Source organism: Pseudomonas sp. BS-2016 (genome assembly GCF_001806145.1).
In the GTDB taxonomy this organism is placed as follows: domain Bacteria; phylum Pseudomonadota; class Gammaproteobacteria; order Pseudomonadales; family Pseudomonadaceae; genus Aquipseudomonas; species Aquipseudomonas lundensis.
The window spans coordinates 279927-302611 of sequence record NZ_MLCT01000037.1 but is presented as its reverse complement, the minus strand read 5'-3'; the positions used below and the strand labels follow the sequence as shown (position 1 = coordinate 302611).

13 protein-coding genes and 1 riboswitch are annotated in these 22685 nt (G+C 57.4%); of the genes, 7 read left to right on the top strand and 6 right to left on the bottom strand.

Going from position 1 to position 22685, the window contains the following annotated elements; genetic code table 11:
* Positions 1 to 31: 31 nt before the first annotated feature.
* The gene (locus tag BKD70_RS21085) at positions 32 to 6439 is read left to right on the top strand and encodes a dermonecrotic toxin domain-containing protein (protein ID WP_047274437.1); all 6408 of its coding nucleotides are present in this window, start codon (positions 32 to 34) and stop codon (positions 6437 to 6439) included.
* A 91-nt stretch (positions 6440 to 6530) separates the two neighbouring features.
* On the opposite strand, the gene metH is transcribed toward BKD70_RS21085, so the two are convergent.
* Complete coding sequence (gene metH, locus BKD70_RS21080) at positions 6531 to 10241, bottom strand: methionine synthase (RefSeq protein WP_047274439.1); 3711 nt, start codon at positions 10239 to 10241, stop codon at positions 6531 to 6533.
* 152 nt (positions 10242 to 10393) lie between these two features.
* Here metH and BKD70_RS21075 point away from each other — a divergent pair, with 152 nt between their 5' ends.
* A complete protein-coding gene (locus tag BKD70_RS21075) occupies positions 10394 to 12691 on the top strand; it encodes a fatty acid cis/trans isomerase (protein WP_047274441.1) in 2298 nt (765 codons plus the stop codon).
* 110 nt (positions 12692 to 12801) lie between these two features.
* The gene (gene nfuA, locus BKD70_RS21070) at positions 12802 to 13386 is read left to right on the top strand and encodes a Fe-S biogenesis protein NfuA (RefSeq protein WP_047274443.1); all 585 of its coding nucleotides are present in this window, start codon (positions 12802 to 12804) and stop codon (positions 13384 to 13386) included.
* Between the two features lie 94 nt (positions 13387 to 13480).
* On the opposite strand, the gene cobM is transcribed toward nfuA, so the two are convergent.
* The 5 genes from cobM to BKD70_RS21045 form a co-directional block, all read right to left on the bottom strand.
* The gene (gene cobM / locus BKD70_RS21065; RefSeq protein WP_047274445.1) at positions 13481 to 14227 is read right to left on the bottom strand and encodes a precorrin-4 C(11)-methyltransferase; all 747 of its coding nucleotides are present in this window, start codon (positions 14225 to 14227) and stop codon (positions 13481 to 13483) included.
* A 75-nt stretch (positions 14228 to 14302) separates the two neighbouring features.
* Entirely contained in the window at positions 14303 to 14716 is a 414-nt protein-coding gene (locus tag BKD70_RS21060; protein ID WP_047274446.1) for a cobalamin biosynthesis protein, read from the bottom strand.
* On the bottom strand, positions 14713 to 15414 hold the full coding sequence (locus tag BKD70_RS21055) for a CbtA family protein (protein ID WP_047274448.1): 702 nt from the start codon (positions 15412 to 15414) through the stop codon (positions 14713 to 14715). The genes BKD70_RS21060 and BKD70_RS21055 overlap by 4 nt, the downstream gene beginning before the upstream one ends.
* Before the next feature lie 10 nt (positions 15415 to 15424).
* Positions 15425 to 15613, bottom strand: coding sequence for a CbtB-domain containing protein (locus BKD70_RS21050; protein WP_047274450.1), 189 nt, complete (start codon positions 15611 to 15613; stop codon positions 15425 to 15427).
* Positions 15614 to 15707: 94 nt separating this feature from the next.
* A riboswitch (cobalamin riboswitch) is annotated at positions 15708 to 15922 on the bottom strand.
* A 35-nt stretch (positions 15923 to 15957) separates the two neighbouring features.
* Positions 15958 to 16317 (bottom strand): response regulator, encoded by a 360-nt coding sequence (locus BKD70_RS21045; protein WP_047274452.1) that lies wholly within the window; start codon positions 16315 to 16317, stop codon positions 15958 to 15960.
* A 256-nt stretch (positions 16318 to 16573) separates the two neighbouring features.
* Here BKD70_RS21045 and BKD70_RS21040 point away from each other — a divergent pair, with 256 nt between their 5' ends.
* Genes BKD70_RS21040 through BKD70_RS21025 form a run of 4 tightly spaced genes read left to right on the top strand, consistent with a single transcriptional unit; the run spans position 16574 to position 22679 of the window.
* Complete coding sequence (locus BKD70_RS21040) at positions 16574 to 20071, top strand: response regulator (protein WP_047274454.1); 3498 nt, start codon at positions 16574 to 16576, stop codon at positions 20069 to 20071.
* Positions 20072 to 20887: a protein-glutamate O-methyltransferase CheR gene (locus tag BKD70_RS21035; protein WP_047274456.1), complete on the top strand. Its 816-nt coding sequence runs from the start codon at positions 20072 to 20074 to the stop codon at positions 20885 to 20887.
* Positions 20887 to 21489 carry a chemotaxis protein CheB gene (locus tag BKD70_RS21030; RefSeq protein WP_047274457.1) on the top strand — a complete coding sequence of 201 codons (603 nt, stop codon included), beginning with the start codon at positions 20887 to 20889 and terminating at the stop codon, positions 21487 to 21489. The genes BKD70_RS21035 and BKD70_RS21030 overlap by 1 nt, the downstream gene beginning before the upstream one ends.
* Positions 21483 to 22679 carry a hybrid sensor histidine kinase/response regulator gene (locus BKD70_RS21025; protein ID WP_047274459.1) on the top strand — a complete coding sequence of 399 codons (1197 nt, stop codon included), beginning with the start codon at positions 21483 to 21485 and terminating at the stop codon, positions 22677 to 22679. The genes BKD70_RS21030 and BKD70_RS21025 overlap by 7 nt, the downstream gene beginning before the upstream one ends.
* The last annotated feature ends 6 nt before the right edge of the window (positions 22680 to 22685 follow it).

The following is a 22685-nucleotide window of genomic DNA, read 5'->3' as shown; positions in this document are numbered from 1 at the left end:
CTCTATTTGATGAGTTATCAGGAGAGACTCAGTGACAGACATTTCAACGGCTAATGGACTCGGTCTTCACGCAGCGTTTATTGAAGAAAAACTGCCTGCCTGGATAAAGCACAGCCACCGCAAGGATTTAGTACGTCTGCGTACGGGCGCTGTTCTGGGGCACGAGCCTTTACCCGACACTCATTTGGCCGATGCGCCACGTTGGTTGCGTGAGGCTTTGCAAAGCAGTCAGGTGCGTAGCCGGCAGGCAACGCTGCGTTTGGCTCAGCAGTTGAAAACACTTAAGGGCATCACAGAGTTTGCCGAGCCACGTCTTCAATTGGCCCTTAAGAGTCACCACACAACGGGCCGGGCGCTGGATGTCAACAAAGACTGTTTGTTTTACCTGCAGCGTGACCAACCCGTGCAGGAGCAGAGCTTGTTACAGGCCGCGCTGCTCAATTTTGAAGGCAACGAAGACTTCACACGGTTGGTGCGTGGTCGAACCAGCGCGATAGCACCTTCAGGGTCGTTGCCGGCCATGCCCGAAAAAAATGAAAGCGGCATTCCTTATTCGATGCTCGCAGACGCTCTGGTTAAGGGGAGTGGTTTTGGGGTGGCCAGGATTGAAGACGAACTGAAAAATCTTCATGCCCCCGACGGTTTTAGCTATCGCGAAACGCTGCCTATGAAACCGCAAACCTTCTCGAATTTGTGTAGGGCGCTGGACCTCGGGCAGCAATACCAGGATCACTTGAGCGAAGTGTTTGACAGCCCGCAGGACGGATCAAAACTGCGCGCGCAAATGGTTCAGGCGCAAAAAGACCTGCTTGAAGTGCGGTTGCATGCGGCCTTGATCCAGAAACACATCAGTGAAGACGCGTATCGATGCGTGTCGGATGTCGTGCAGGGGCTGCCTGTCCCCCTGCTCGGTGGCAAGCCTGTGGTGTTTAGCCAACTGAGTCTGTTTGGCTTCACCATCGCCGATGTGCTGCTGATAGGGCCCTATCGGTCCTGGCTGCCCGAGACGCAAATAGTGAGCACGCCCATAGGGGTAGACTTACCTGTGTTTGCAACGTCGAAAATCGAACCGCTGGTGGTTTACATGCCGGGCGCTGCGACGGATCAACTCATGGAGTATGCGTCCCTTGAAGCCTTTGAACATGCCCTGGCGGTTAATCTGCGAACCCCGGCCTATCAGCAGTTGTTTGCGAATTTGGTGCCGCAAGGTGATGCCCAGGCTTTTCTGAAACGGCTTAACTACCAGCTGTATAGCAAAGCGCCAGATCCGCAAGGAAAAGAACCGCCGGTTTACAGTGATGACGTCAGTCTTCGCATGGGCCAAACCTATATAAGCAGCACCCCGGCCAATCTGTTCTTTGCGTTAAACGCGCTGCATGTGGCACGCATCAAAGCCAACGCGCGGGTGCTGGCGGTGCCCACCGCGGATGCTGACAACAAATTACTGCGCGAACGCCTGGAGTATTACGCCGGCTTGGGGATGGACGTACTCAATGCGGCGGCGTTTTTTATTCCGGGCGTGGGTGAGGTCATGATGGCCGTGATGGCCTTGCAGATCGGCCTTGAGGTCTATCACGGCTTGGAGGCGTTCAGCGTCGGGGATATGGACGGCGCATGGGCGCATCTGGAATCCGTGGCCATCAACGTTGGGGTTGGCGTCGCCATTGCCGGAGCCGGGTATGGCATCAGCAAGATCCCGTCCGGCGCGTTGAGCAGGTGGACTGAAAGTGTCACCGCGATTGTCTCCCCGCAAGGTAAAACCCGTTTGTGGAAGCCGGAGCTGGCCCCTTATCAGGGCGAGTTGACGCTGGGTGTGGAGCAACCCAATGCATTGGGTCAATACACGATCAACGGCAAAACCTGGGTCCAGATTGATCAGCATTTTTATGAGCAAGTTTTCGATCAGGAACTCAACACATGGCGGGTCAAACATCCCGCGGACAGTGAGGCCTATCAACCTGTACTCAAGCACAACCATGACGGAGCCTGGCGTTTTGCGCATGAGCGCCCTTTAACGTGGGACCGCCAGAGCTTATTGCGGCGACTGGGCTACAAAGTCCGACTGTTTGATGACGAAACTCTTGCCCGTTTAGGTGAAATCAGCGGTGTGAGCGACGATGCCCTGCGCAAAATGTACCTTGACGACTTACCGGTTCCGGCAGCATTGGCTGATGTGCTTGACCTGTTCACGGTGGGTCCCGTCGTTGAACCCGGTGCGCCGTCGTCCCCCGAAGTGAAGTTACTGCTTCAACGATTCAAAAGCCTGAACCTGTCCGAGTCATCGGCCCGTGAAATCGTCATGTCCGCAGGCGCGCGCGACCTGTCCAGTCTTCGCAAGGGGCGCTCTACATGGCGTATCGATGACCAGTGTCGACGTTACGCCCAGACAGGCCGCCTGAATCGGGCGCTGGCAGGTATATATCAGGCCGGGCCGATCAGTGCAGACACTGCCCGAATAAAGAACTATGTCCTGACGAAGGTGCCGGAAAGTGCGGGTATGGAAGGTGTCGAACAGACCAACGCCATAGGCCGATATGCGACGTCGCATCGAGCTGAGATGGAGGATGTCCTGCAGACCGTTTCTCCCCGGACACAACCCTCGAAAAGAAGTGGGCGTAGCGGTTTTGGTTACAGCTTATCCGGCAGAGGAGGGCATTTGAGTGTCGAGAACTCGTTGGTGGTCAGGCTGCGGGAGGTCTATCCGAATGTTGACGATGAGTTGGCCCTTGATTTCATTCAGGAACGATTGCGAGGAGGCCACACCGATCAGCAGGTATTTCACTTTCTGAACACTCGAGCGCGTGAATCGGATGCATTAGCGGCGACATTGGCACGTTGGGCGGAGGTGCCCGGCAGTTCCGGGCAAGCGTTGGCGCGAAGATCGGTCATGGAAAAGGTCATCCATTGCTGGCGCCAAGGTTTTTTCCGGGCTCAAGAACCCTACGCGACCCTTGATTTAGGTGATGTGGACGCGTTACCGGAACTGACGGCAGACTTTTCACATGTACGCACCCTCAAAGGCACAGGTTCACTGTTGCTCGCCAATTCGGGTGAAACAATTATCAGGATGTTTCCCGGTATCAAGGGTCTTGAACTGGGCCTGGAGCTCGAAGAGCGCGACATGATGACGGTCATCCATAAAATTGCAGCATTACCCCAACTCAAAGCGCTTTCCGTCTCAAGTTTGGAAAGTGCATTCTCGCCGGAGTTTATGCGTCAACTGACCTCCATGAATCAACTTCAACGCCTGACGGTGCGGGGTAGCCTGGAATCACTGGACGTCAGCAGTCTGCATGAACTGCGTGAATTGCAGGTTGCAAGTCAACAGTATTCAAGTTGGCCCCATGGTGTGTTGGACTTACCGCATCTTGAACAGCTGGACATGCATGCTTGCACACTGCGTGACGTACCGGTGGAGTTGTATTCGGGTCACGAACGGTTGTGGCGCGGCCTGCGTTTGAACTGGTCACGGATTGAAGAACAATCCGTTCTTAAAGCCTATGGGTACTTGCAAGGCAATGCTTTTCATGTGGCTGATATGCAACAGTGGGTCGATCTTTACACGCTGGATTGTTTCAAACGCATGATGCCGGAGTACAACGGTTCTTTTCTTAACAACCTGTTGTCCCAATTCCGGAGGCGGCAAGTTCCTCTGCACGAGCAATTTATAACGGTGTTGGGCGTTAATAAGGAATTTGCGGTCTTAACGCAGGGCCTTGATACCTGGACGATTGGAAATCAGATTCCTGCGGATTCAGGCGTCGCCGCAAACCTGCGACGAGCCTGGAAAGATGGCGTTTACCATCGCTTTGCAGGCGAGGGGCAGGCCGGGATTGGTACGGTTAACCCGCACTTAAGTCTTAATGGCGGTCATGAAATAAGCAGTCTTGCTCGTATACCTCGCAGCGGGTTTGAGCATATTCAGCACCTGACAATTACAGGTCACGTTGCCCCCGGCGAGTCACTGGATCACCTGCTTGAGTCGTTCACTCATGTCAAAACGTTAAACCTGAGCCGTAACCGGATACACCGTTTACCGTCTTGCCTTGCCGAGTTTACCCAGCTTGAACACCTCGATTTATCGAATAACGAGCTGACGGTCACGCCTTACGCGCAGTCACGTCTGGATCGATTGCGCCAACTACGCGTATTACGTTTGCGCGGCAATCGGGTGGATACGTTAAATGTCAGCATGATGGAGCAGCTCGAAGAGCTTGACTTGAGCCAGACGGCGATCAGGGCGTGGCCTCAGGGTGCGCTCGATTTGCCTCGCCTGCACAAGCTTGATTTGTCCCGCAGTGGGATTACCGATGTGCCGCAGGCTGCACTTAACGGGCATGACAGGTTAATGACCAACACCCGGCTTGAGGGATGTGCGCTGAGCCGCGACAGTTGTCTGGACTTGCTGGGGTATGCACACCGAACAAACAGCGTGAGTGCCGGGTGGATACCCCGAGGCTTGTTGATGGAAGGTAAAACAGGCGGTGAGCCTGAGTATTTCCCTCTGGAGGTCTCGCAAAATCCGGACATGCTATTGCCTTCTGTTCCTGATCTCGCTGAGAGCGATACCTCACTTACGCCTGCCGCCAGGCTGCAAAGAATTGATCCTGAGTTAAGTTTGCGCGATGCGGTTAACTGCATTGACCGCTGGATGAGCAGCGGTGAGGGTGCATTAGACATTCACGCCCGACTCGACAGTTGGCATCGTCAGTACAACGCGATGACCCGGCAGCTCAACCGCTGGATTGATAGGCAGAGCTACAGAGTCGAAGCCCAATGGGTAAGTGCTCTGGATCGCAGAAGAGCCTCGGATCGGCTCATGCGTGCCTGGCGTCAAATGCTCACCGCCGAGACACCTGAGGGCGCGAGTCATGCAAGAGTCATCGATTTTTCGGACTTGTGTGTGGGGGACCTGCCTCAATTGCCTGTTGTGTTAGAACACATCACCTCTATTGATTTGAGCGGTGTGAGGATAACGGCGCACGGTTCAAATGATTTCCTGCGTTCTTTGCCTCAATTGCGTACGTTGCGTATCAACAACAATGCCCTGGCAGAACTGCCTGATGCTGTAGAGGGGCTTGATAATCTCACCCGCCTGGAGGCCGCTCATAACCGCCTGGTGAACACCGAAATGCTGCAGAGCCAGTTGCGCTCTTTGGCCCATCTGGAATGGCTGGATTTAAGCACGAACGCCCTGGAAAGTTTTGATGCGGGGGATTTGCCTGCATTGCGTACGCTTAATCTCAGCGGTAATGCCCTGACACGCTGGCCTGGGGGGGTAATGAATCTCTCTGAGCTGTCCGAACTGGACCTCAGTAATAATCGAATCCATCGCATACCCGATCAACTCTATGACCGCACCTACAACAACCTGATGGCCGGTACGGATGTAACGGATAATCCATTGGAGTATGACGACCTTGAAGCGCTGTATGACTATCAGCAGTCAACCGGCAACGGACTGGGCTTCACGGCAGAAGAACTGGAAAGGGGATTGCGTCACTCTGATGACTCTGCAAGTGATTCCGAACCAGAAGCCGATGAGGATCTGGATGCAGGCATCCACGAGTCGCCGTCGGTTCAAAAAGCGCGCTGGTTTAACGAGGTGCCAGCTGATTCGCCGAAGCATCGTATATGGGACGTGGTGTCGGGCCGCCAGGGCAGTGACGGGTTGTTTCATCTGCTCACCGAGTTAAAAAATACCCGGGACTTCATTGAAGGCAAGGCACTCCTGACGGCGAGGGTGTGGGACGTGCTTGAGGCTGCTTATAACAATGAGGCCTTGGGCAGCGAGCTTTTCGTTCAGGCACGCTCACCCTATACCTGTGGTGACGGACGCATTCTGTTATTCAGTGATCTGGAAGTGAAGGTCCATGAGTTCAACGTCCTTAAGGGCGTCACTCCCAGTGAGGCCGGTTCAGTTCTGCTGGGCTTGTACAAAAGTTTGTATCGTTTGGAGCGGGTGGAAGAAATTGCCCGGGAATTCATGGTTCAGTACCCGACGATAGACCCTGCTGAGGTGCGACTGGATTTTCGCATCAGTCTGGCCGAGCGCCTGCAATTGCCCAAACAGCCCAAAGGCATGATTTACCGCAATCTGGTTGAACACCCTTCAGTGGAACTGGATGAACCGTTTAACGTGACACTTCAAAAAGCCTACGAGCGAGTCATTGCGACCGATAATTCTCCCGAGTTCAGCCAGTATTTATTGTCCTCGGAGAAATGGATCAATTATTTAAAGGCGCAATACCCTGATGAGTGCCAGGCGCTGGAGTTGCAGCTAAAAACAGAAGCAGACCAGTTGGAAGATCGCTATCCGGTTATAAATGAGTCTTACAACGCGGCAATAACAGCGTTAGGCAGCAAGAAAAAAAGAGAGTTTGAAACGCTTTACGAACGCTTGTCCCATCTTGAGCGCGCCAAACTGAACGGTCAGTAACACAACGGTTTTCACCGTAATCGGGCAAAAAAAAGCCTGTGTGCTGCCGCTTGTTCAGCGACAGCACGCAGGCCGCACGGGTGCTGGAGCCTTAGTTGTCGTAACCCAAGTTCGGCGCCAGCCAGCGCTCGGTCACGGCCAGGTCCTGGCCTTTGCGGGCGGTGTAGCTGTCGATCTGGTCCTTGTCGACTTTACCGACGGCAAAGTACTGGGCCTGCGGGTGCGCAAAGTACCAGCCGCTGACGGCGGCAGCCGGGAACATGGCGTAGTGCTCGGTCAGGAAGACGCCGCTTTTGCCCGCCCGCATTTCTTCGGCTTCAGGGTCGAGCAGGGTGAACAACGTGGCCTTTTCAGTGTGATCCGGGCACGCCGGGTAGCCTGGGGCAGGGCGGATGCCGCTGTATTGCTCTTTGATCAGCGCGTCATTGCTCAGTTGCTCGTCCTTGGCGTAACCCCAGTAATGGGTCCGCACCTGTTGGTGCAGCCATTCGGCGCAGGCTTCGGCCAGGCGATCGGCCAGGGCCTTGACCATGATCGAGTTGTAATCGTCGCCCGCGTCCTGATAGGCCTTGGCCACTTCTTCTGCGCCAATCCCGGCTGTGGTGATGAATCCGCCCACGTAGTCGGTCACGCCACTGTCTTTAGGCGCAACGAAGTCGGCCAGCGAGAAGTTGGGCTTGCCATCGGTCTTGATGATTTGCTGGCGCAGGTGATGCAACCTGGCCAAGGGTTGGCCGTTCTCGTCATACAGCTCGAGGTCGTCATCGTTCACCTGATTGGCAGGCCAGAAGCCGAAGACGGCGCGGGCGCTGATGAGCTTCTCGTCGATCAGTTTCTTGAGCATTTCCTGAGCGTCGGCGTACAGCGCGGTGGCGGCTTCGCCCACCACTTCGTCCGTCAGAATGCGCGGGAATTTGCCTGCCAGGTCCCAGGAAATAAAGAACGGGGTCCAGTCGATGTACTCGGCCAGTACGTTGAGGTCAATGTTGTCCAGCACCTTGGCCCCGGTGAACGTCGGTTTTACCGGCTGATAATGGGCCCAGTCGAACTGCGGTTTTTTGGCGATGGACGCGGCGTAGCTCAGGCGCTCGGTGCGCGCACTGCGGTTGGCGGTGCGCTCGCGGACCTCGATGTACTCGTCGCGGGTCTTGTTGACGAAACCGGCTTTGAGCTCTTTGGACAGCAATTGTGTGGCCACGCCCACGGCACGGGAGGCGTCGGTCACGTAAATCACGGCGTCGTTCTGGTACTTGGGTTCGATCTTGACCGCCGTGTGCGCCTTGGATGTGGTCGCCCCACCGATCATCAGCGGCAGGTGAAAGTCCTGACGCTGCATTTCACGGGCCACGTGGACCATTTCGTCCAGCGACGGTGTGATCAGGCCGGACAAGCCGATGATGTCGCACTTCTGCTCCTTGGCCACTTGCAGGATCTTCTCCGCAGGCACCATGACGCCCAGGTCAACGATGTCATAGCCGTTGCAGCCGAGCACCACGCCGACGATGTTCTTGCCGATGTCGTGTACGTCGCCCTTGACCGTGGCCATCAGGATCTTGCCCTTGGCTTCGGGCTTGTCGCCTTTTTCCAGTTCAATGAACGGAATCAGGTGCGCCACGGCCTGCTTCATGACGCGGGCCGATTTAACTACCTGCGGCAGGAACATTTTGCCCGCGCCGAACAGGTCACCCACGATATTCATGCCCGACATCAACGGGCCTTCGATGACTTCAATCGGACGCTTGAACGACAGGCGCGACTCTTCGGTGTCCTCGACAATGTGAGTGGTGATGCCTTTGACCAGCGCGTGCTCCAGCCGCTTGTTGACGTCCCAGCCGCGCCATTCTTCGGTTTCGGCTTCTTTGACGCTGCCGTCGCCTTTGTACTTGTCGGCAATGGCCAACAGGTTATCGGTCGCGTCGGGCGTGCGATTGAGCACCACGTCTTCCACTGCGTCACGCAGTTCGGTCGGGATCTGGTCGTAGATCTCCAGTTGCCCGGCGTTGACGATGCCCATGGTCAGGCCCGCGCGGATCGCATACAGCAGGAACACCGAGTGGATCGCCTCGCGCACCGGGTTGTTGCCACGGAACGAGAAGGACACGTTGGACACGCCGCCCGACGTCAGGGCGTACGGCAGTTCGTCGCGGATATAGGCGCAGGCGTTGATGAAGTCCACCGCGTAGTTGTTGTGCTCTTCAATACCGGTGGCCACGGCGAAGATGTTCGGGTCAAAGATGATGTCTTCCGGCGGGAAGCCGACTTCATTGACCAGAATGTCGTAGGAGCGTTTGCAGATTTCTTTTTTGCGGGCTTCGGTGTCGGCCTGACCGGCTTCATCGAACGCCATCACCACCACGGCCGCGCCATAGCGCTTGCACAGTTTGGCGTGATGGATGAACTGCTCGACGCCTTCTTTCATGCTGATCGAGTTGACGATGCCCTTGCCCTGGATGCACTTGAGGCCCGCCTCGATCACTTCCCATTTGGAGGAGTCGATCATGATCGGCACCCGGGAAATGTCCGGCTCGCCCGCGATCAGGTTGAGGAAGGTCACCATGGCCTTCTTGGAGTCCAACATGCCTTCGTCCATGTTGATGTCGATGATTTGCGCACCGGCTTCAACTTGTTGCAGGGCCACTTCCAGGGCTTCGGTGTAGTTGTCTTCACGAATCAGGCGGGCAAAGCGCGCCGAGCCGGTGATGTTGGTGCGTTCGCCCACGTTGACGAACAGCGAGCTGCGGTCGATGGTGAATGGCTCAAGCCCTGACAGGCGGCAGGCCTTGGGGATGTCCGGGATCTGGCGTGGCGCATAACCGGCAACCGCTTTGGCGATGGCCTCGATATGGCCCGGCGTGGTGCCGCAGCAGCCGCCGACGATGTTCAAAAAGCCGCTTTGGGCGAACTCTTCAATCACCTTGGCCGTTTGTGCAGGCAACTCGTCGTATTCCCCGAACTCATTCGGCAAACCGGCGTTCGGGTGTGCCGACACGTAGGTACTGGCTTTGTTCGACAGTTCTTCAAGGTAAGGGCGCAGCTCGCTGGCACCCAGCGCGCAGTTCAAGCCCACCGAAATCGGCTTGGCATGGCTCACCGAGTTCCAGAACGCTTCAGTGGTCTGGCCGGACAGGGTGCGGCCGGAGGCGTCGGTGATGGTGCCGGAGATCATGATTGGCAACTCAATGCCCAAGGTTTCAAAAACGCCTTGTACGGCAAAGATCGCAGCCTTGGCGTTCAGGGTGTCGAAAATGGTCTCGATCAGGATCAGGTCTGCGCCACCTTCGATCAGGCCCCGGGTGGCCTCGGTGTAGTTGTCCACCAGTTCATCGAATGTGACGTTGCGGTAACCGGGGTTGTTGACGTCCGGTGACAGCGAGCAGGTGCGGCTGGTCGGGCCCAGAACCCCTGCCACAAAGCGCGGTTTGTCGGGGGTCTCAAGGGTCTTGGCATCGGCCACCTTGCGCGCCAGTCGGGCGCCTTCTACGTTTAGCTCGTAGGCCAGCGCCTGCATGCCGTAATCGGCCTGGGAAACTTGAGTGGCGTTGAAGGTGTTGGTTTCGAGAATGTCGGCACCGGCATCCAGGTACGCTTTTTCAATCGAACCAATGACATCCGGGCGGGTGATGACCAACAGGTCGTTGTTACCCTTGACGTCGCTCGGCCAGTCGGCAAAGCGAGTGCCACGATAGTCGTGTTCCTCAAGACGGTAGCTTTGGATCATAGTGCCCATGCCGCCATCGAGAATCAGAATGCGCTCTTTGAGGGCGTGCTGAAGTGCTTGGAGACGAGCGCTGCGGTCAGACATAGGACTACCTGTTAGAGCCATGCAAAAGAGGGCAAATCATAACAAACCTGCGTGGGATTTGATCGTTCGCCGTTTTTCATGAATTTCATTCATGTTGAGGCGGGCCTTCGATGGGTAGAATCGCGACATTTTTAATATCAGGACAATGGCACATGTTTTTTCGCCTCCTCACCGGCGCCGTGACGCTGGTGGTGTGCAGTACAGCGTTGGGCCAAACCCCGCTGGTTAGTCCGGCTATTTCGTACACCCGAGATATCCAGCCGATCCTTACCGAAAAGTGTGTTGCCTGCCACGCCTGCAACGATGCGGCCTGCCAGCTCAATCTCGGGAGCGCGGAGGGCGCGACCCGGGGTGCCAGCAAGGTGCCCGTGTATCAGGGCGATCGAACCACAGCGGTTGCGCCGACGCGGATTTTCTATGACGCCAAAGGTCAACAAGAGTGGCGCAACAAAGGTTTCTATTCGGTGCTGGATGCACAAGGGGCACAAGCGGCGCTCATGGCGCGCATGCTCGAACTGGGACACAGCGCCCCCTTGACCCCGAATGCCAAATTGCCTGAAGGCATTGTGCTGGGCCTCAACCGTGAAAACAGTTGCCCGGCCCCCGGCGAATTTAACGACTACGCACAGAAACACCCCAACGAAGGCATGCCGTTGGCCGTGACCGGCCTGACGGATCAGCAATACATCACGGTGCAAACCTGGCTGGCGCAGGGCGCCCCGGTCGATCAAAACGCCATTAAGCCGACCGCCATCGAGGCGAGTCAGATTGCCGAATGGGAAGAGTTGCTCAATCGCCCGGGGTCGACTGAGGCGCTGGTGGCCCGTTGGCTGTATGAGCATTTGTTCCTGGCCCACGCCTTTTTCGACAATGGCGTGCCGGGTCACTATTTCCAGTGGGTGCGCTCGCGCACGCCCAGTGGGCAACCGATTGACCTGATCGCTACCCGGCGACCCAACGACGACCCGGGCACCACCTTTTATTACCGGATCATGCCGGTGCAGGGCGTGATCGTTCATAAAACCCACATCACATACCCGATGGGTCAGCGCAAGCTGGAACGGGTCAAGCAACTGTTTTATAGCGGCGACTGGCATGCCGCCAAGCTGCCGGGGTATGGACCACGAGGGCGCGCCAATCCGTTTGAAACCTTTGAAGCGATCCCGGCGGTGGCCCGTTATCAGTTCATGCTGGATAACGCCGAATACTTCGTGCGCACCTTTATTCGCGGCCCTGTGTGCCGCGGGCAAATTGCTACTGACGTGATCCGCGACAACTTCTGGGCGGTGTTCCAGGAGCCCGCCCGCGACCGTTACGTGACCGATGCGGCGTACCGTGGCAAAGCCACGCCGTTGCTGGCGATGCCGGGACAGATCGACGATGTGGGCAGCGTTATTTCGCTGTGGCACAACTACCGGAACAAGCGCAACGAGTATGAAGACCTGCGCCAGGCGGCGTACGCCGACATGCCGCCGCCGAGCTGGTCGACCCTGTGGGCAGGCAATGACAACGCGCTGCTGACCATCTTTCGGCATTTCGACAGTGCCAGTGTCAGCAAGGGGCTGGTGGGTGAAATCCCGCAGACCTTGTGGCTGTTCGATTACCCGTTGCTGGAGCGCACCTACTATCAACTGGCGGTTAACTTCGATGTGTTCGGCAACGTCTCGCATCAGGCCCAGACGCGTCTCTACTTCGATTTGATTCGCAACGGCGCCGAGGTCAACTTTCTACGTTTGATGCCTGCCGACGCGCGGGCCGCCATTTTGGGCGACTGGTATCAAAATAGCGGCAAGCTGAAGATGTGGATGGACTATCAGAAGATCGACACGGACACCCCAACTGGTATGAAGCTGGACCCGGCCGACCCGAAACGCGATTTTGCCCTCAAGTTGATTGAGCGCACCGGCACCCTGAATGCGCGGCCGGACCCGATCAATCGCTGTACGGGCGCTTATTGTTCACGGCCGAACATCCCGCGTGCCTTCCAATATGCCGAGCAATCGCTGAGCCGCCTGACCTCGCGTCCTGCCGCCGGCTTACCGGTCATCAACCAATTGCCCGAAGCCACCATGCTGCGTATCGAGAGTGCCGACGGCAAACGTGAGATGTACAGCCTGTTGCGCAACCGCGCGCATACCAACGTGGCCTTTATGCTGGGCGAGGAATACCGCCTGCAGCCGGGGCTGGACACGCTGACCATTTACCCGGGCGTGCTCAGCTGTTACCCGAACTTTATGTTCAACATTCCGGCCGAAGAGGTAGAGGCTTTTGTCGAGGCGATGGAGGCGAGCCAGGATCAAGCCGCGTTTGAGGCCATCGTCCAGCGCTGGGGAATTCGCCGCAGCCACCCGCAGTTTTGGCAGTACTTCCATGACATTGGCGAATACATTAACCAAACCGACCCTGTAGAGGCGGGCGTGCTGGACATGAACCGCTACGAGAACCTGTAAAGGTCATTTGTTTCACCCACGTGGGGTGCGGCTTTCCTGACAAAAATACTAGGACTTTGTCAGGCGCGCCGATTGGCGTAAACTGCGCCCCATGTCTGCGAGGAGATTCCATGAGCGCCATAACGATTACCGACGCCGCACACGATTACCTGGCTGATCTGCTGTCCAAGCAGAACACCTCGGGTATCGGCATCCGCGTGTTTATCACCCAGCCCGGCACCCAGTACGCTGAAACCTGTATTGCGTATTGCAAGCCTGGTGAAGAAAAACCAGAAGATACCGCGCTGGGCCTGAAAAGCTTCACCGCCTGGATCGACGCGGTCAGCGAGCCGTTTCTTGAAGACGCCGTTGTGGATTACGCGACCGATCGCATGGGCGGGCAACTGACCATCAAGGCGCCTAACGCCAAAGTGCCCATGGTCAACGCCGACAGCCCGATCAACGAGCGCATCAATTACTACCTGCAAACCGAGATCAATCCCGGTCTGGCCAGTCACGGCGGTCAGGTCAGCTTGATCGAAGTGGTAGAAGACGGCATTGCGGTCCTCAAGTTCGGCGGTGGCTGCCAGGGTTGCGGTCAGGCCGACGTGACCTTGCGTGAAGGGATCGAGCGCACCTTGTTGGAGCGTATTCCCGAGCTCAAAGGCGTGCGTGACGTGACCGACCACTCGCAGAAAGAAAACGCCTACTACTGAGTCATCAGTCCCAAGGTGTTCGCTGCGCGTTCTATAAAAAAACGGTGCCCCGTGAGCACCGTTTTTTTATGCCTGCCGATTGGGCCAAAGACCGCTACGGGCGATACAGATGTGCGTGACCAGCGCGGTACAGCGACGATTCGCTGAAGCTGTCGTTGGCCAGCACGCGACCGACCAGGATCAACGCCGTGCGTCTGAACCCTTTGGCCTGAACCTTCTCGACAATGTCAGCCAGGGTGCCGGTGGCGGCGTCTTGATCCGGCCAACTGGCACGGTGGATGACGGCTATCGGGCAATCGCTGCCGTAGTGGGGTGTCAGTTCGTCCACGATCGAGGCAAGGTTCTTGACCCCCAAATGAATGGCCATGGTCGCTTGATGACGGGCCAGACTGGCCAGTTCTTCGCCTGCGGGCATCACGGTCTTTTCCGCGTAGCGGGTCAGGATCACCGTTTGCGAAATATCAGGCAGGGTCAGCTCCGCTTCGAGCAGTGCGGCGCACGCGGCGGTCGCCGTGACCCCGGGGATGATCTCAAACGCAATGCCCAGCGCCCGCAGGCAGCGGATTTGCTCACCGATGGCGCCATACAGGCTAGGGTCGCCAGAATGGACGCGGGCCACGTCCTGACCTTGAGCGTCGGCCGACTGCATCAGCTCGATGATTTGCTCCAGATGCAATGGGGCGCTATTGATCACCTGCTCGGCCTGATGACCCTCCAGCACGGCGGCGGGCACCAGTGAGCCGGCGTAGATGATGACGGGGCAGCTGCGGATCAGACGCTGGCCTTTGACGGTGATCAGCTCTGGATCGCCGGGGCCGGCACCGATGAAATACACAGTCATGGCAGTCTCTTGAACGATGCGAAATAGAGCGCCGCTTGAACAACGCTCATAGTGAGGCGGCGAAGTATCGCCTGATTATTGCCGGGTCGCTAACGCAAACGTCGCGTTATCAGAGGTCTGGCGCGTGACCCGCAGCGTCGCGCGGTCCCCGGTCAAGCACTCGCAGAGCGCCAGTGCCGCACTTTCAGCCACCCCGAAACAGCCGGTGTGGGCGAACGAGACGGGGGACCGGTGACTGAGCCGGGGGGCAAACGCGGCGAGCTGTTGTGCGCTGAAGACGTGCAAAGGCCGTTTCAACTGCTGCGCCAGCTGGATCAGGCCGGGTTCGTTGCGCTTGCCATCAATACTGGCCAAGGCCCGGACCTCGCTGAGCGTGATCCCGGCATGACTCAGAGACGCCTGGATCAGCGTCAACAGTTCTTCAGCGCTGCAACCGCGTCGACAGCCCAGCCCCACCACGAAGGTGGGGGCGGTGGGCGCGGCGGTCATGCAGCGTACTGGCCATCAGCTTTACGTCGGAACAACCACGCGCTGATCACCCCCAGTGCCAGCCAAAACACCACATTGGTCAATTGCGAAGCCACTTTGAATTGGGTTTCGAGGGCTTGCGGGGCCAGGCTTGAGTGAACGACAGGCTGGGGTGCGCCCAGGACATGGGGGATGACCAGAATCACCACCCCGAGCACTTTCAGCGCCCAATGTTTGCCAAACACCACCAAGGCAATGGCCACGGCAGTGGACGCTGCGGTGCTCACCCACCAGACCTGACGTTGCAGCAAATCCGCCGCAGCGGTGCCCGGCAGCTCGGGCGGCAGGCCCAGCGTCGGCGCCAGGCAAAACGTGGCATACCCCGCCAATCCCCAGAGCACACCCTGAGAGGTGCGGGTCGGGCTGCGCAGTGTGTACAGGCCTGCGAGCATCAAGGCAAACCCCACAGCGACCACCAGGTTGCCGCCGGTGGTGGACAACACGCGCTGCCAGCCATCCTCCGGCTCCCAGGCCTCAGCGTCATGGGTATGGGCAGCCATGTGGGTGTCAGTGTGTGTATGCGCGGGCGTCTCGGCGGGCTTTTCGAAGGTTTCAGCTTCGAGAATCAGCGGCGTCACCCACAGGCTTTGCAGCACGGTCAGCAACAGGGCGGCCAGCAAGCCCGTAAAACCGGCAGTTTGAGCAATGCGCTTAATCATGGCCGGGGTCTCAATGGCAGGGGAAGGCTGAACTGTGACGGGTGTCGTGCGCGGCATTGTGTACCGCGTCAATGTGAGAAAAGCCCGCGAAGTAAACCAGAAACGCTCCCAGCACGGCAGCGCCGACAGCCGCAACGATGCGCTGGCTTTGGGTGGACGTGGACGTTGCAGACTGTGTACGGCTGGTGCTGATGGACATGGCGCTTCCCTCGGGTCAGACAGCGGGGGAGAAGCGCAAGAAAACCCCGCGAACGAAGCTCGCAGGGTTCAACAGCGCCCGCCCACCGCGGGTTTGTCATTGGATGTGAACAGGCCGGTCTCCGGGCTCACGAGGGGTTCAAATTATTGAACCGCTGAACATCGCCTTCCCATGCCTGGGCACAGTGGTTGTGATGTTCCGCTCGCTTACCGTTGCGGGGGCAGCACCGGACTGATCAAGGCGATGAGCGCCTGACGCACCGGTTTCCCGTTTCACCCTGTGAAGGGCACCTGATACAAGATGTGTAGGAGAGCATGGCAGCGGGGGAGGCGTCAATTCACGTGTCAGGAAAGTATGCTCTTGACCTTGTCGCGTAACTGATCAATTGAAAAGGGCTTGCCGATAACGAAGGCGTTGTCAGGCTTAGCCAGGCTTTCGGCATACCCGCTGGCAAACAGCACCGGTAACGTGGGCCGCAAGAGCAGTGCCTGCTCAGCCAGTTCACGGCCGTCCATGATCGGGAGACCGACATCGGTCATGAGCAGATCAATGACCAGGTCGGTGTTCTTGATGAACGTCAGTGCTTCTTCGCCGCCATCTGCCTCCAGCACATTGAATTCCAATTCTTCCAGCACATCCACGATCAGCATGCGAACAATGGCATCGTCTTCTACAACGAGGATGGTGGAGGGTGTTGCAGGCATAGTGGGTATCCCGAAAAGTGGTGAGCGCGGTGAAGCCAAAACGTATCGACTTGCCTTATGAGTAAGCCGTATCCCCGGACAAGTTCCCGCTGTTGTACGAAAAATACCTTCGCACAAGGTCTGCAAGGATAGCTGTATGTAGTCTCTGAGTCCGTACTTGAGTACGAATTTGTACTGTTTATCGTAAGAAAATAGATTAATTGCTCGATAATCCGGCAAACTTGCTGTTTTTTAACACTGTTCACGGGCCAGAAAAATGAATGCACCAGCATCGGTTGATGAGCGTAGCTTTCGCAAACTCCTGAGTCGCAACGTCGGTTTGCCCTTGGGTGTGGGCGTGCTCAGCGCCGTTTTGTTTGTGGTGATGATCAGCTATTTGCTGTCGGTCATTCAGTGGCTGCAACACACTGACCGCGTGATCAGTAACGCGAATGAGGCCATCAAGCTCACTGTTGACCTTGAAACCGGGATGCGCGGTTTCTTAATCACCGGCGACGAACATTTTCTCGACCCGTACGAAGTGGCCAAACCACAGATCACTGCGCAACTGCGTGGCCTGGAAGAACTGGTCAGCGACAATCCGCAGCAGGTGGACCGCCTCAAACGTCTACAGGCCTTGCAAAACGACTGGAGCCGGTACGCTCAGGACATGATTGAGCTGCGTCGCAGCAATGGCGATTACCGTGGCGCCGTGCTATCGGGGCGCGGTAAGCGGCTGACCGATCAAGTGCGCAAGGCCTTCGACGAATTCATTGCCATGGAGCAACAGTTGCGTGTTGAGCGTAACGATGACGTGAGCCGCACCACGTTCCTGGTGATCGGCCTTTACCTGCTGTTTGTACTGGGACTCAGCGGTTTTCTGGCCTATGTCGGACGCCGCGATCTGGTCAATCTTTCAAAGAGTTACAGCGACACCCTCGACGCACAGGTTAAAAGTGCGCAACGTCTTGAACAGCAGGCCTGGCTGCGCAACGGTCAGACCGAACTGGCTGAACAGGTGCTGGGGCGTCTGACCCTGAACATGCTGGGCCGCAATATTCTGCAGTTCTGCGCGCAGTACTTGGGTTCGGTGGTCGCGGCCGTTTATGTGCGTGAAGACCACGGTGGCCTCAAGCGGGTGGCCAGTTACGGCTTCTCCCGCGAGCAGGAGCTACAGGACCAACTGATTCACAACGACGAAGGCATTGTCGGGCAGGCGGCGCAGCAAGATACCTTGATTCGCCTGGACAATGTGCCCGCCGGTTACTTCAAGGTCAGTTCAGGGCTGGGCGAAGGCAGCCCGCGCAGCGTGCTGGTCGTGCCCACCAGTGACGACGACCGGGTCAACGGCGTGATCGAACTGGGCTTCTTGCGCCCCTTGACCGAGCGTGACATTGAGTTGTTCGAGTTGATTGCCGACAACATCGGCACCTCGATTGAAGCGGCCCGCTACCGTCAGCGTTTGCAGGAAGTGCTGGCCGAAACCCAGCAGCTCAACGAAGAGTTGCAGGTGCAGCAGGAAGAACTCAAGACCGCCAACGAAGAGCTGGAAGAGCAGTCGCGCATTCTTAAAGAGTCCCAGACCCATCTGGAAACCCAGCAGGCCGAACTCGAACAGACCAACGAGCAGTTGGCCGATCAGGCACTGGCATTGGCCGCCCAGCGCGATGCGATGGATCAGAAAAACACCGAGCTGAATCAGGCTCAAGTGCAGCTGGAGGAGCGCGCTGAAGAGTTGCAGCGTTCCAGCAAATACAAGTCCGAGTTCCTGGCCAACATGTCTCACGAGCTGCGTACGCCGCTGAACAGCTCGTTGATCCTGGCCAAATTGCTGTCGGAAAACCCGCACGAGAACCTGACTGCCGAACAAGTGAAGTTTGCCGAGTCGATCTACTCGGCGGGCAATGACTTGCTCAATCTGATCAACGACATTCTGGACATCTCCAAAGTCGAAGCCGGCAAGCTTGAAGTGCGCCCGGAAAACACCAGCGTTCCGCGCCTGGTGGACGGTCTGCGAAGCATGTTCCAGCCGCTGGCCGGGGAAAAGGCACTGGACTTCCAGGTCGAGCTGCAACCGGGTACGCCGCCGATGATCTTCACGGATCGTCAGCGCCTGGAGCAGATTTTGAAAAACCTGTTATCCAACGCCATCAAGTTCACCGAAAAAGGCCAGGTCAGCCTCACCGTGTCGCGCCAACCGGGCGAGGGCATTGCCTTCACCGTGCGCGATTCGGGAATCGGCATTGCAGCCGAGCAGCAAGAGAGCATCTTCGAGGCGTTCCGTCAGGCTGACGGCACCACCAACCGCCGTTATGGCGGTACAGGTCTGGGGCTGTCGATTTCCCGTGATCTGGCCAACTTGCTGGGTGGTTCGATCAGCGTCACCAGCGAACCGGGTCAGGGCAGTATTTTCACGCTGGTCCTGCCTGAACAGTTCGTCGAACAGGATGAGCCGTACGCCCAGGCCCCAGTGCCGGAGCCGGCCAAAGCCGTGGTCGTTGCCGCGCCGCCCGCCCCGCAACCGGTGATGAATGTGCCAAACGTCGAGATTCCGCGGTTTATGGATGATCGCGAGAAAGCACCGTTTACCTCGCGCTGCATTCTGGTGATTGAGGACGAGCCAAACTTTGCCCGCATCCTCTTCGACCTGGCCCATGAGCTGGGCTATCACTGCCTGGTGGCTCACGGTGCCGATGAAGGCTTCAGCCTGGCGGCCGAGTTCATCCCGGATGCAATCTTGCTGGACATGCGCCTGCCCGACCATTCCGGCCTGACGGTGTTGCAGCGACTCAAGGAGCTGGCGCCGACCCGACACATTCCGGTGCACGTGATTTCTGTTGAAGACCGTGTTGAAGCGGCCATGCACATGGGCGCCGTAGGGTATGCGGTCAAACCCACCACCCGCGAAGAGCTCAAGGACGTGTTCGCACGCCTTGAAGCCAAGCTCACGCAGAAGGTCAAACGCGTATTGCTGGTCGAAGACGATGACCTGCAACGTGACAGCATTGCCCGCCTGATCGGCGACGATGACATCGAAATCACCGCCGTTGGTTACGCGCAGGAAGCCCTGGACCTGCTGCGCACCCACATTTACGACTGCATGGTCATCGACCTTAAACTGCCGGACATGCTGGGCGGCGACTTGCTCAAGCGCATGTCCACCGAAGACATCTGCTCGTTCCCGCCGGTGATTGTGTACACCGGTCGTAACTTGACCCGGGATGAAGAGGCCGAGCTGCGCAAGTACTCGCGTTCGATCATCATCAAAGGCGCCCGCTCCCCGGAACGCCTGCTCGATGAAGTGACTTTATTTCTGCACAAAGTCGAATCCCAGTTGTCCCATGAACGCCAGACCATGCTTAAGACCGCGCGTAGCCGAGACAAAGTGTTCGAAGGGCGCAAAATTTTGCTGGTCGATGACGATGTACGAAACATCTTCGCCCTAACCAGCGCGCTGGAGCATAAGGGCGCCATTGTGGTCATTGGCCGAAATGGCCATGAGGCGATTGAGCGCCTGAACGAAGAGGATGATATCGATCTGGTGCTCATGGACGTGATGATGCCCGAGATGGACGGTTACGAAGCCACTGTTGAAATTCGCAAAAACCCGCGCTGGCGCAAGCTGCCGATCATTGCTGTCACGGCCAAGGCCATGAAAGACGATCAGGAGCGCTGCCTGCAAGCCGGGTCCAATGACTACCTGGCCAAACCGATTGACCTGGATCGCCTGTTTTCGCTGATCCGGGTCTGGTTGCCCAAAATGGAACGTATTTAAGTGCCGCGAAACACCGATATTGAAATACGTCTGCTGATTGAAGCGATCTATCTCAAATACAGCTATGACTTTCGTGATTACTCCGGTGCTTCGGTCAAGCGCCGGGTGCATCACGCCATGCGCCAATTCGACTGCAATACCATCTCGGCGTTGCAGGAGCGGGTGCTGCACGACCCGACCGCGTTCATGCAGTTATTGCAGTACTTGACGATCCCGGTCAGTGAGATGTTTCGCGATCCCGAGCATTTTTTGGCGCTGCGTCAGGAAGTGGTGCCGATCCTCAGAACCTACCCGTCGCTGAAAATCTGGATCGCCGGGTGCAGCACGGGCGAAGAGGTGTACTCCATGGCCATCCTGCTGCGCGAAGAGGGGCTGCTGGACCGCACGATCATTTATGCCACCGACATCAACCCGCGTTCGCTGGAAAAGGCCAAGCAGGGGATCTTCTCCCTCGAAAACATCCGCGGCTACACCCAGAACTACCTGAAGGCCGGCGGCCAGCGCGAGTTCTCGGAGTACTACACAGCGGCCTATGATTACGCGATTTTCGACAAAAGCTTGCGCGAGAACGTGACGTTCGCCGACCACAGCCTGGCGACCGACAGCGTGTTCTCAGAAACGCATTTAATTTCATGCCGTAACGTACTGATTTATTTCAATAAAAGTTTGCAGAATCGGGCGTTCGGATTGTTTCACGACTCCTTGTGCCACCGTGGCTTCTTGATGCTGGGCAGTAAAGAGACGCTGGACTTCTCGGACTACAGCAAGCAATTCACGCCTGTGCTCAAGCAAGAGCGGATTTACCGCAAGCTATGATGAACGAGCCTGAAACGTTCATTGGCCTGCGGCAGGTCGACGCCGTCGTGGTCGGTGCGTCCGCCGGGGGTGTTGAAGCCTTGTTGACGATTTTTGCGGACCTGCGGCAAGGCTTTCGCTTGCCGCTGATTGTGGTGCTGCACCTGCCCGATGAGCGCCGCAGTCAGTTGGCGCAAGTGTTTGCACGGCGTTTGTCGATCAAGGTCAAAGAAGCCGCCGACAAGGACACGATTGAACCGGGAACGCTCTATTTTGCGTCGCCAGGCTATCACCTGTCGGTGGAGCGCGATGGCAGTTTTTCATTGAGTCAGGAGGCGCGCGTGCATTATTCGCGGCCCTCCATTGATTACTTATTTGAGTCCGCGGCAGACACGTACGAAGCGCGTCTGGCTGCGATTTTACTGACTGGCGCCAATCAGGACGGTGCTCAGGGGATTGCCACAGTCAAGCAGTCGGGCGGTGTGACCATCGTTCAAGACCCTGAAGAAGCCTTGGTTTCCACCATGCCGCAAGCGGCACTGGACCGTATGAAACCGGACTACATCCTCCCTTTGCGCGGCATCGGCCGTCTGCTTGTCGAGCTGGAACGAATCGAATGCTAGTAAGTGATATTCAAGCCAAGCTGCTGATCGTCGATGATCTGCCAGAAAACCTGCTGGCACTGGAAGCGTTGATCAAGCGCGAAGACCGCGCCGTCTACAAGGCTTTGTCAGCCGACGAGGCGCTGTCGTTGCTGCTGCAACATGAATTTGCGCTGGCCATTCTGGACGTGCAGATGCCGGGCATGAACGGTTTCGAGCTGGCCGAAATGATGCGCGGCACCGAAAAAACCAAAAATATTCCCATCGTGTTTGTCAGCGCCGCAGGGCGCGAAATGAATTACGCCTTCAAGGGCTACGAAAGCGGCGCGGTGGATTTCCTGCACAAGCCGCTGGATATTCACGCTGTCAAAAGCAAGGTCAACGTGTTCGTTGACCTGTACCGCCAGCGAAAAGCAGTCAAGCAGCAAGTCGAAGCCCTGGAGCAAAGTCGCCGCGAGCAAGAAGTGCTACTTGCGCAGTTGCAGGTCACTCAAGGTGAGCTGGAGCACGCCGTGCGCATGCGCGACGATTTCATGTCCATCGTCTCCCATGAAGTGCGTACGCCGCTCAACGGGCTGATCCTGGAAACCCAGCTGCGCAAAATGCACCTGGCCCGGGACAATGCCGCAGCGTTCACCCTGGACAAAATGAAGGCCATGGTGGAACGCGATGAGCGCCAGATCCAAAGCCTGATTCGCCTGATCGAAGACATGCTCGACGTGTCGCGCATTCGCACCGGCAAACTGTCAATTAGGCCGGGTCAGTTCGATTTGTCGCGTTTGGTAAGCACGCTGGTGGAAACCTTTGCGCCACAGATCAGCGCGGCCCAGTCGAGTGTCAATCTGAGTGCTGACAGTCCGGTCGTCGGGCTGTGGGATGAGTTTCGCATCGAACAGGTGGTGTCGAACCTGCTGACCAATGCGTTGCGCTATGGGGCCAAAAGCCCGATTGATGTTTCAGTGTATGTCGAAGGCGAGAACGCCATCGTGGAAGTCCGCGATCAGGGCATTGGCATCAGCGAAGAAAACCAGCAGCGCATCTTCCAGCAGTTTGAGCGGGTTTCAGCCAAGCATGCCGTGGCCGGACTGGGGCTTGGGTTGTTCATCTCCGAGCAGATTGTGGCGGCCCACGGCGGCAAAATCACCGTACAAAGTGCCCTGGGTGAGGGTGCTGTATTCCGGGTCAGCCTGCCATTGGCGCAAAACGCGTAAATTAGC

What these genes read in the sequence shown, in the direction of transcription:
- metH (WP_047274439.1), bottom strand. Translation starts at nt 10,241, where the DNA reads ATGTCTGACCGCAGCGCTCGTCTCCAAGCACTTCAGCACGCCCTCAAA.
- BKD70_RS21075 (WP_047274441.1), top strand. Translation starts at nt 10,394, where the DNA reads ATGTTTTTTCGCCTCCTCACCGGCGCCGTGACGCTGGTGGTGTGCAGT.
- nfuA (WP_047274443.1), top strand. Translation starts at nt 12,802, where the DNA reads ATGAGCGCCATAACGATTACCGACGCCGCACACGATTACCTGGCTGAT.
- cobM (WP_047274445.1), bottom strand. Translation starts at nt 14,227, where the DNA reads ATGACTGTGTATTTCATCGGTGCCGGCCCCGGCGATCCAGAGCTGATC.
- BKD70_RS21060 (WP_047274446.1), bottom strand. Translation starts at nt 14,716, where the DNA reads ATGACCGCCGCGCCCACCGCCCCCACCTTCGTGGTGGGGCTGGGCTGT.
- BKD70_RS21055 (WP_047274448.1), bottom strand. Translation starts at nt 15,414, where the DNA reads ATGATTAAGCGCATTGCTCAAACTGCCGGTTTTACGGGCTTGCTGGCC.
- BKD70_RS21050 (WP_047274450.1), bottom strand. Translation starts at nt 15,613, where the DNA reads ATGTCCATCAGCACCAGCCGTACACAGTCTGCAACGTCCACGTCCACC.
- BKD70_RS21045 (WP_047274452.1), bottom strand. Translation starts at nt 16,317, where the DNA reads ATGCCTGCAACACCCTCCACCATCCTCGTTGTAGAAGACGATGCCATT.
- BKD70_RS21040 (WP_047274454.1), top strand. Translation starts at nt 16,574, where the DNA reads ATGAATGCACCAGCATCGGTTGATGAGCGTAGCTTTCGCAAACTCCTG.
- BKD70_RS21030 (WP_047274457.1), top strand. Translation starts at nt 20,887, where the DNA reads ATGAACGAGCCTGAAACGTTCATTGGCCTGCGGCAGGTCGACGCCGTC.
- BKD70_RS21025 (WP_047274459.1), top strand. Translation starts at nt 21,483, where the DNA reads ATGCTAGTAAGTGATATTCAAGCCAAGCTGCTGATCGTCGATGATCTG.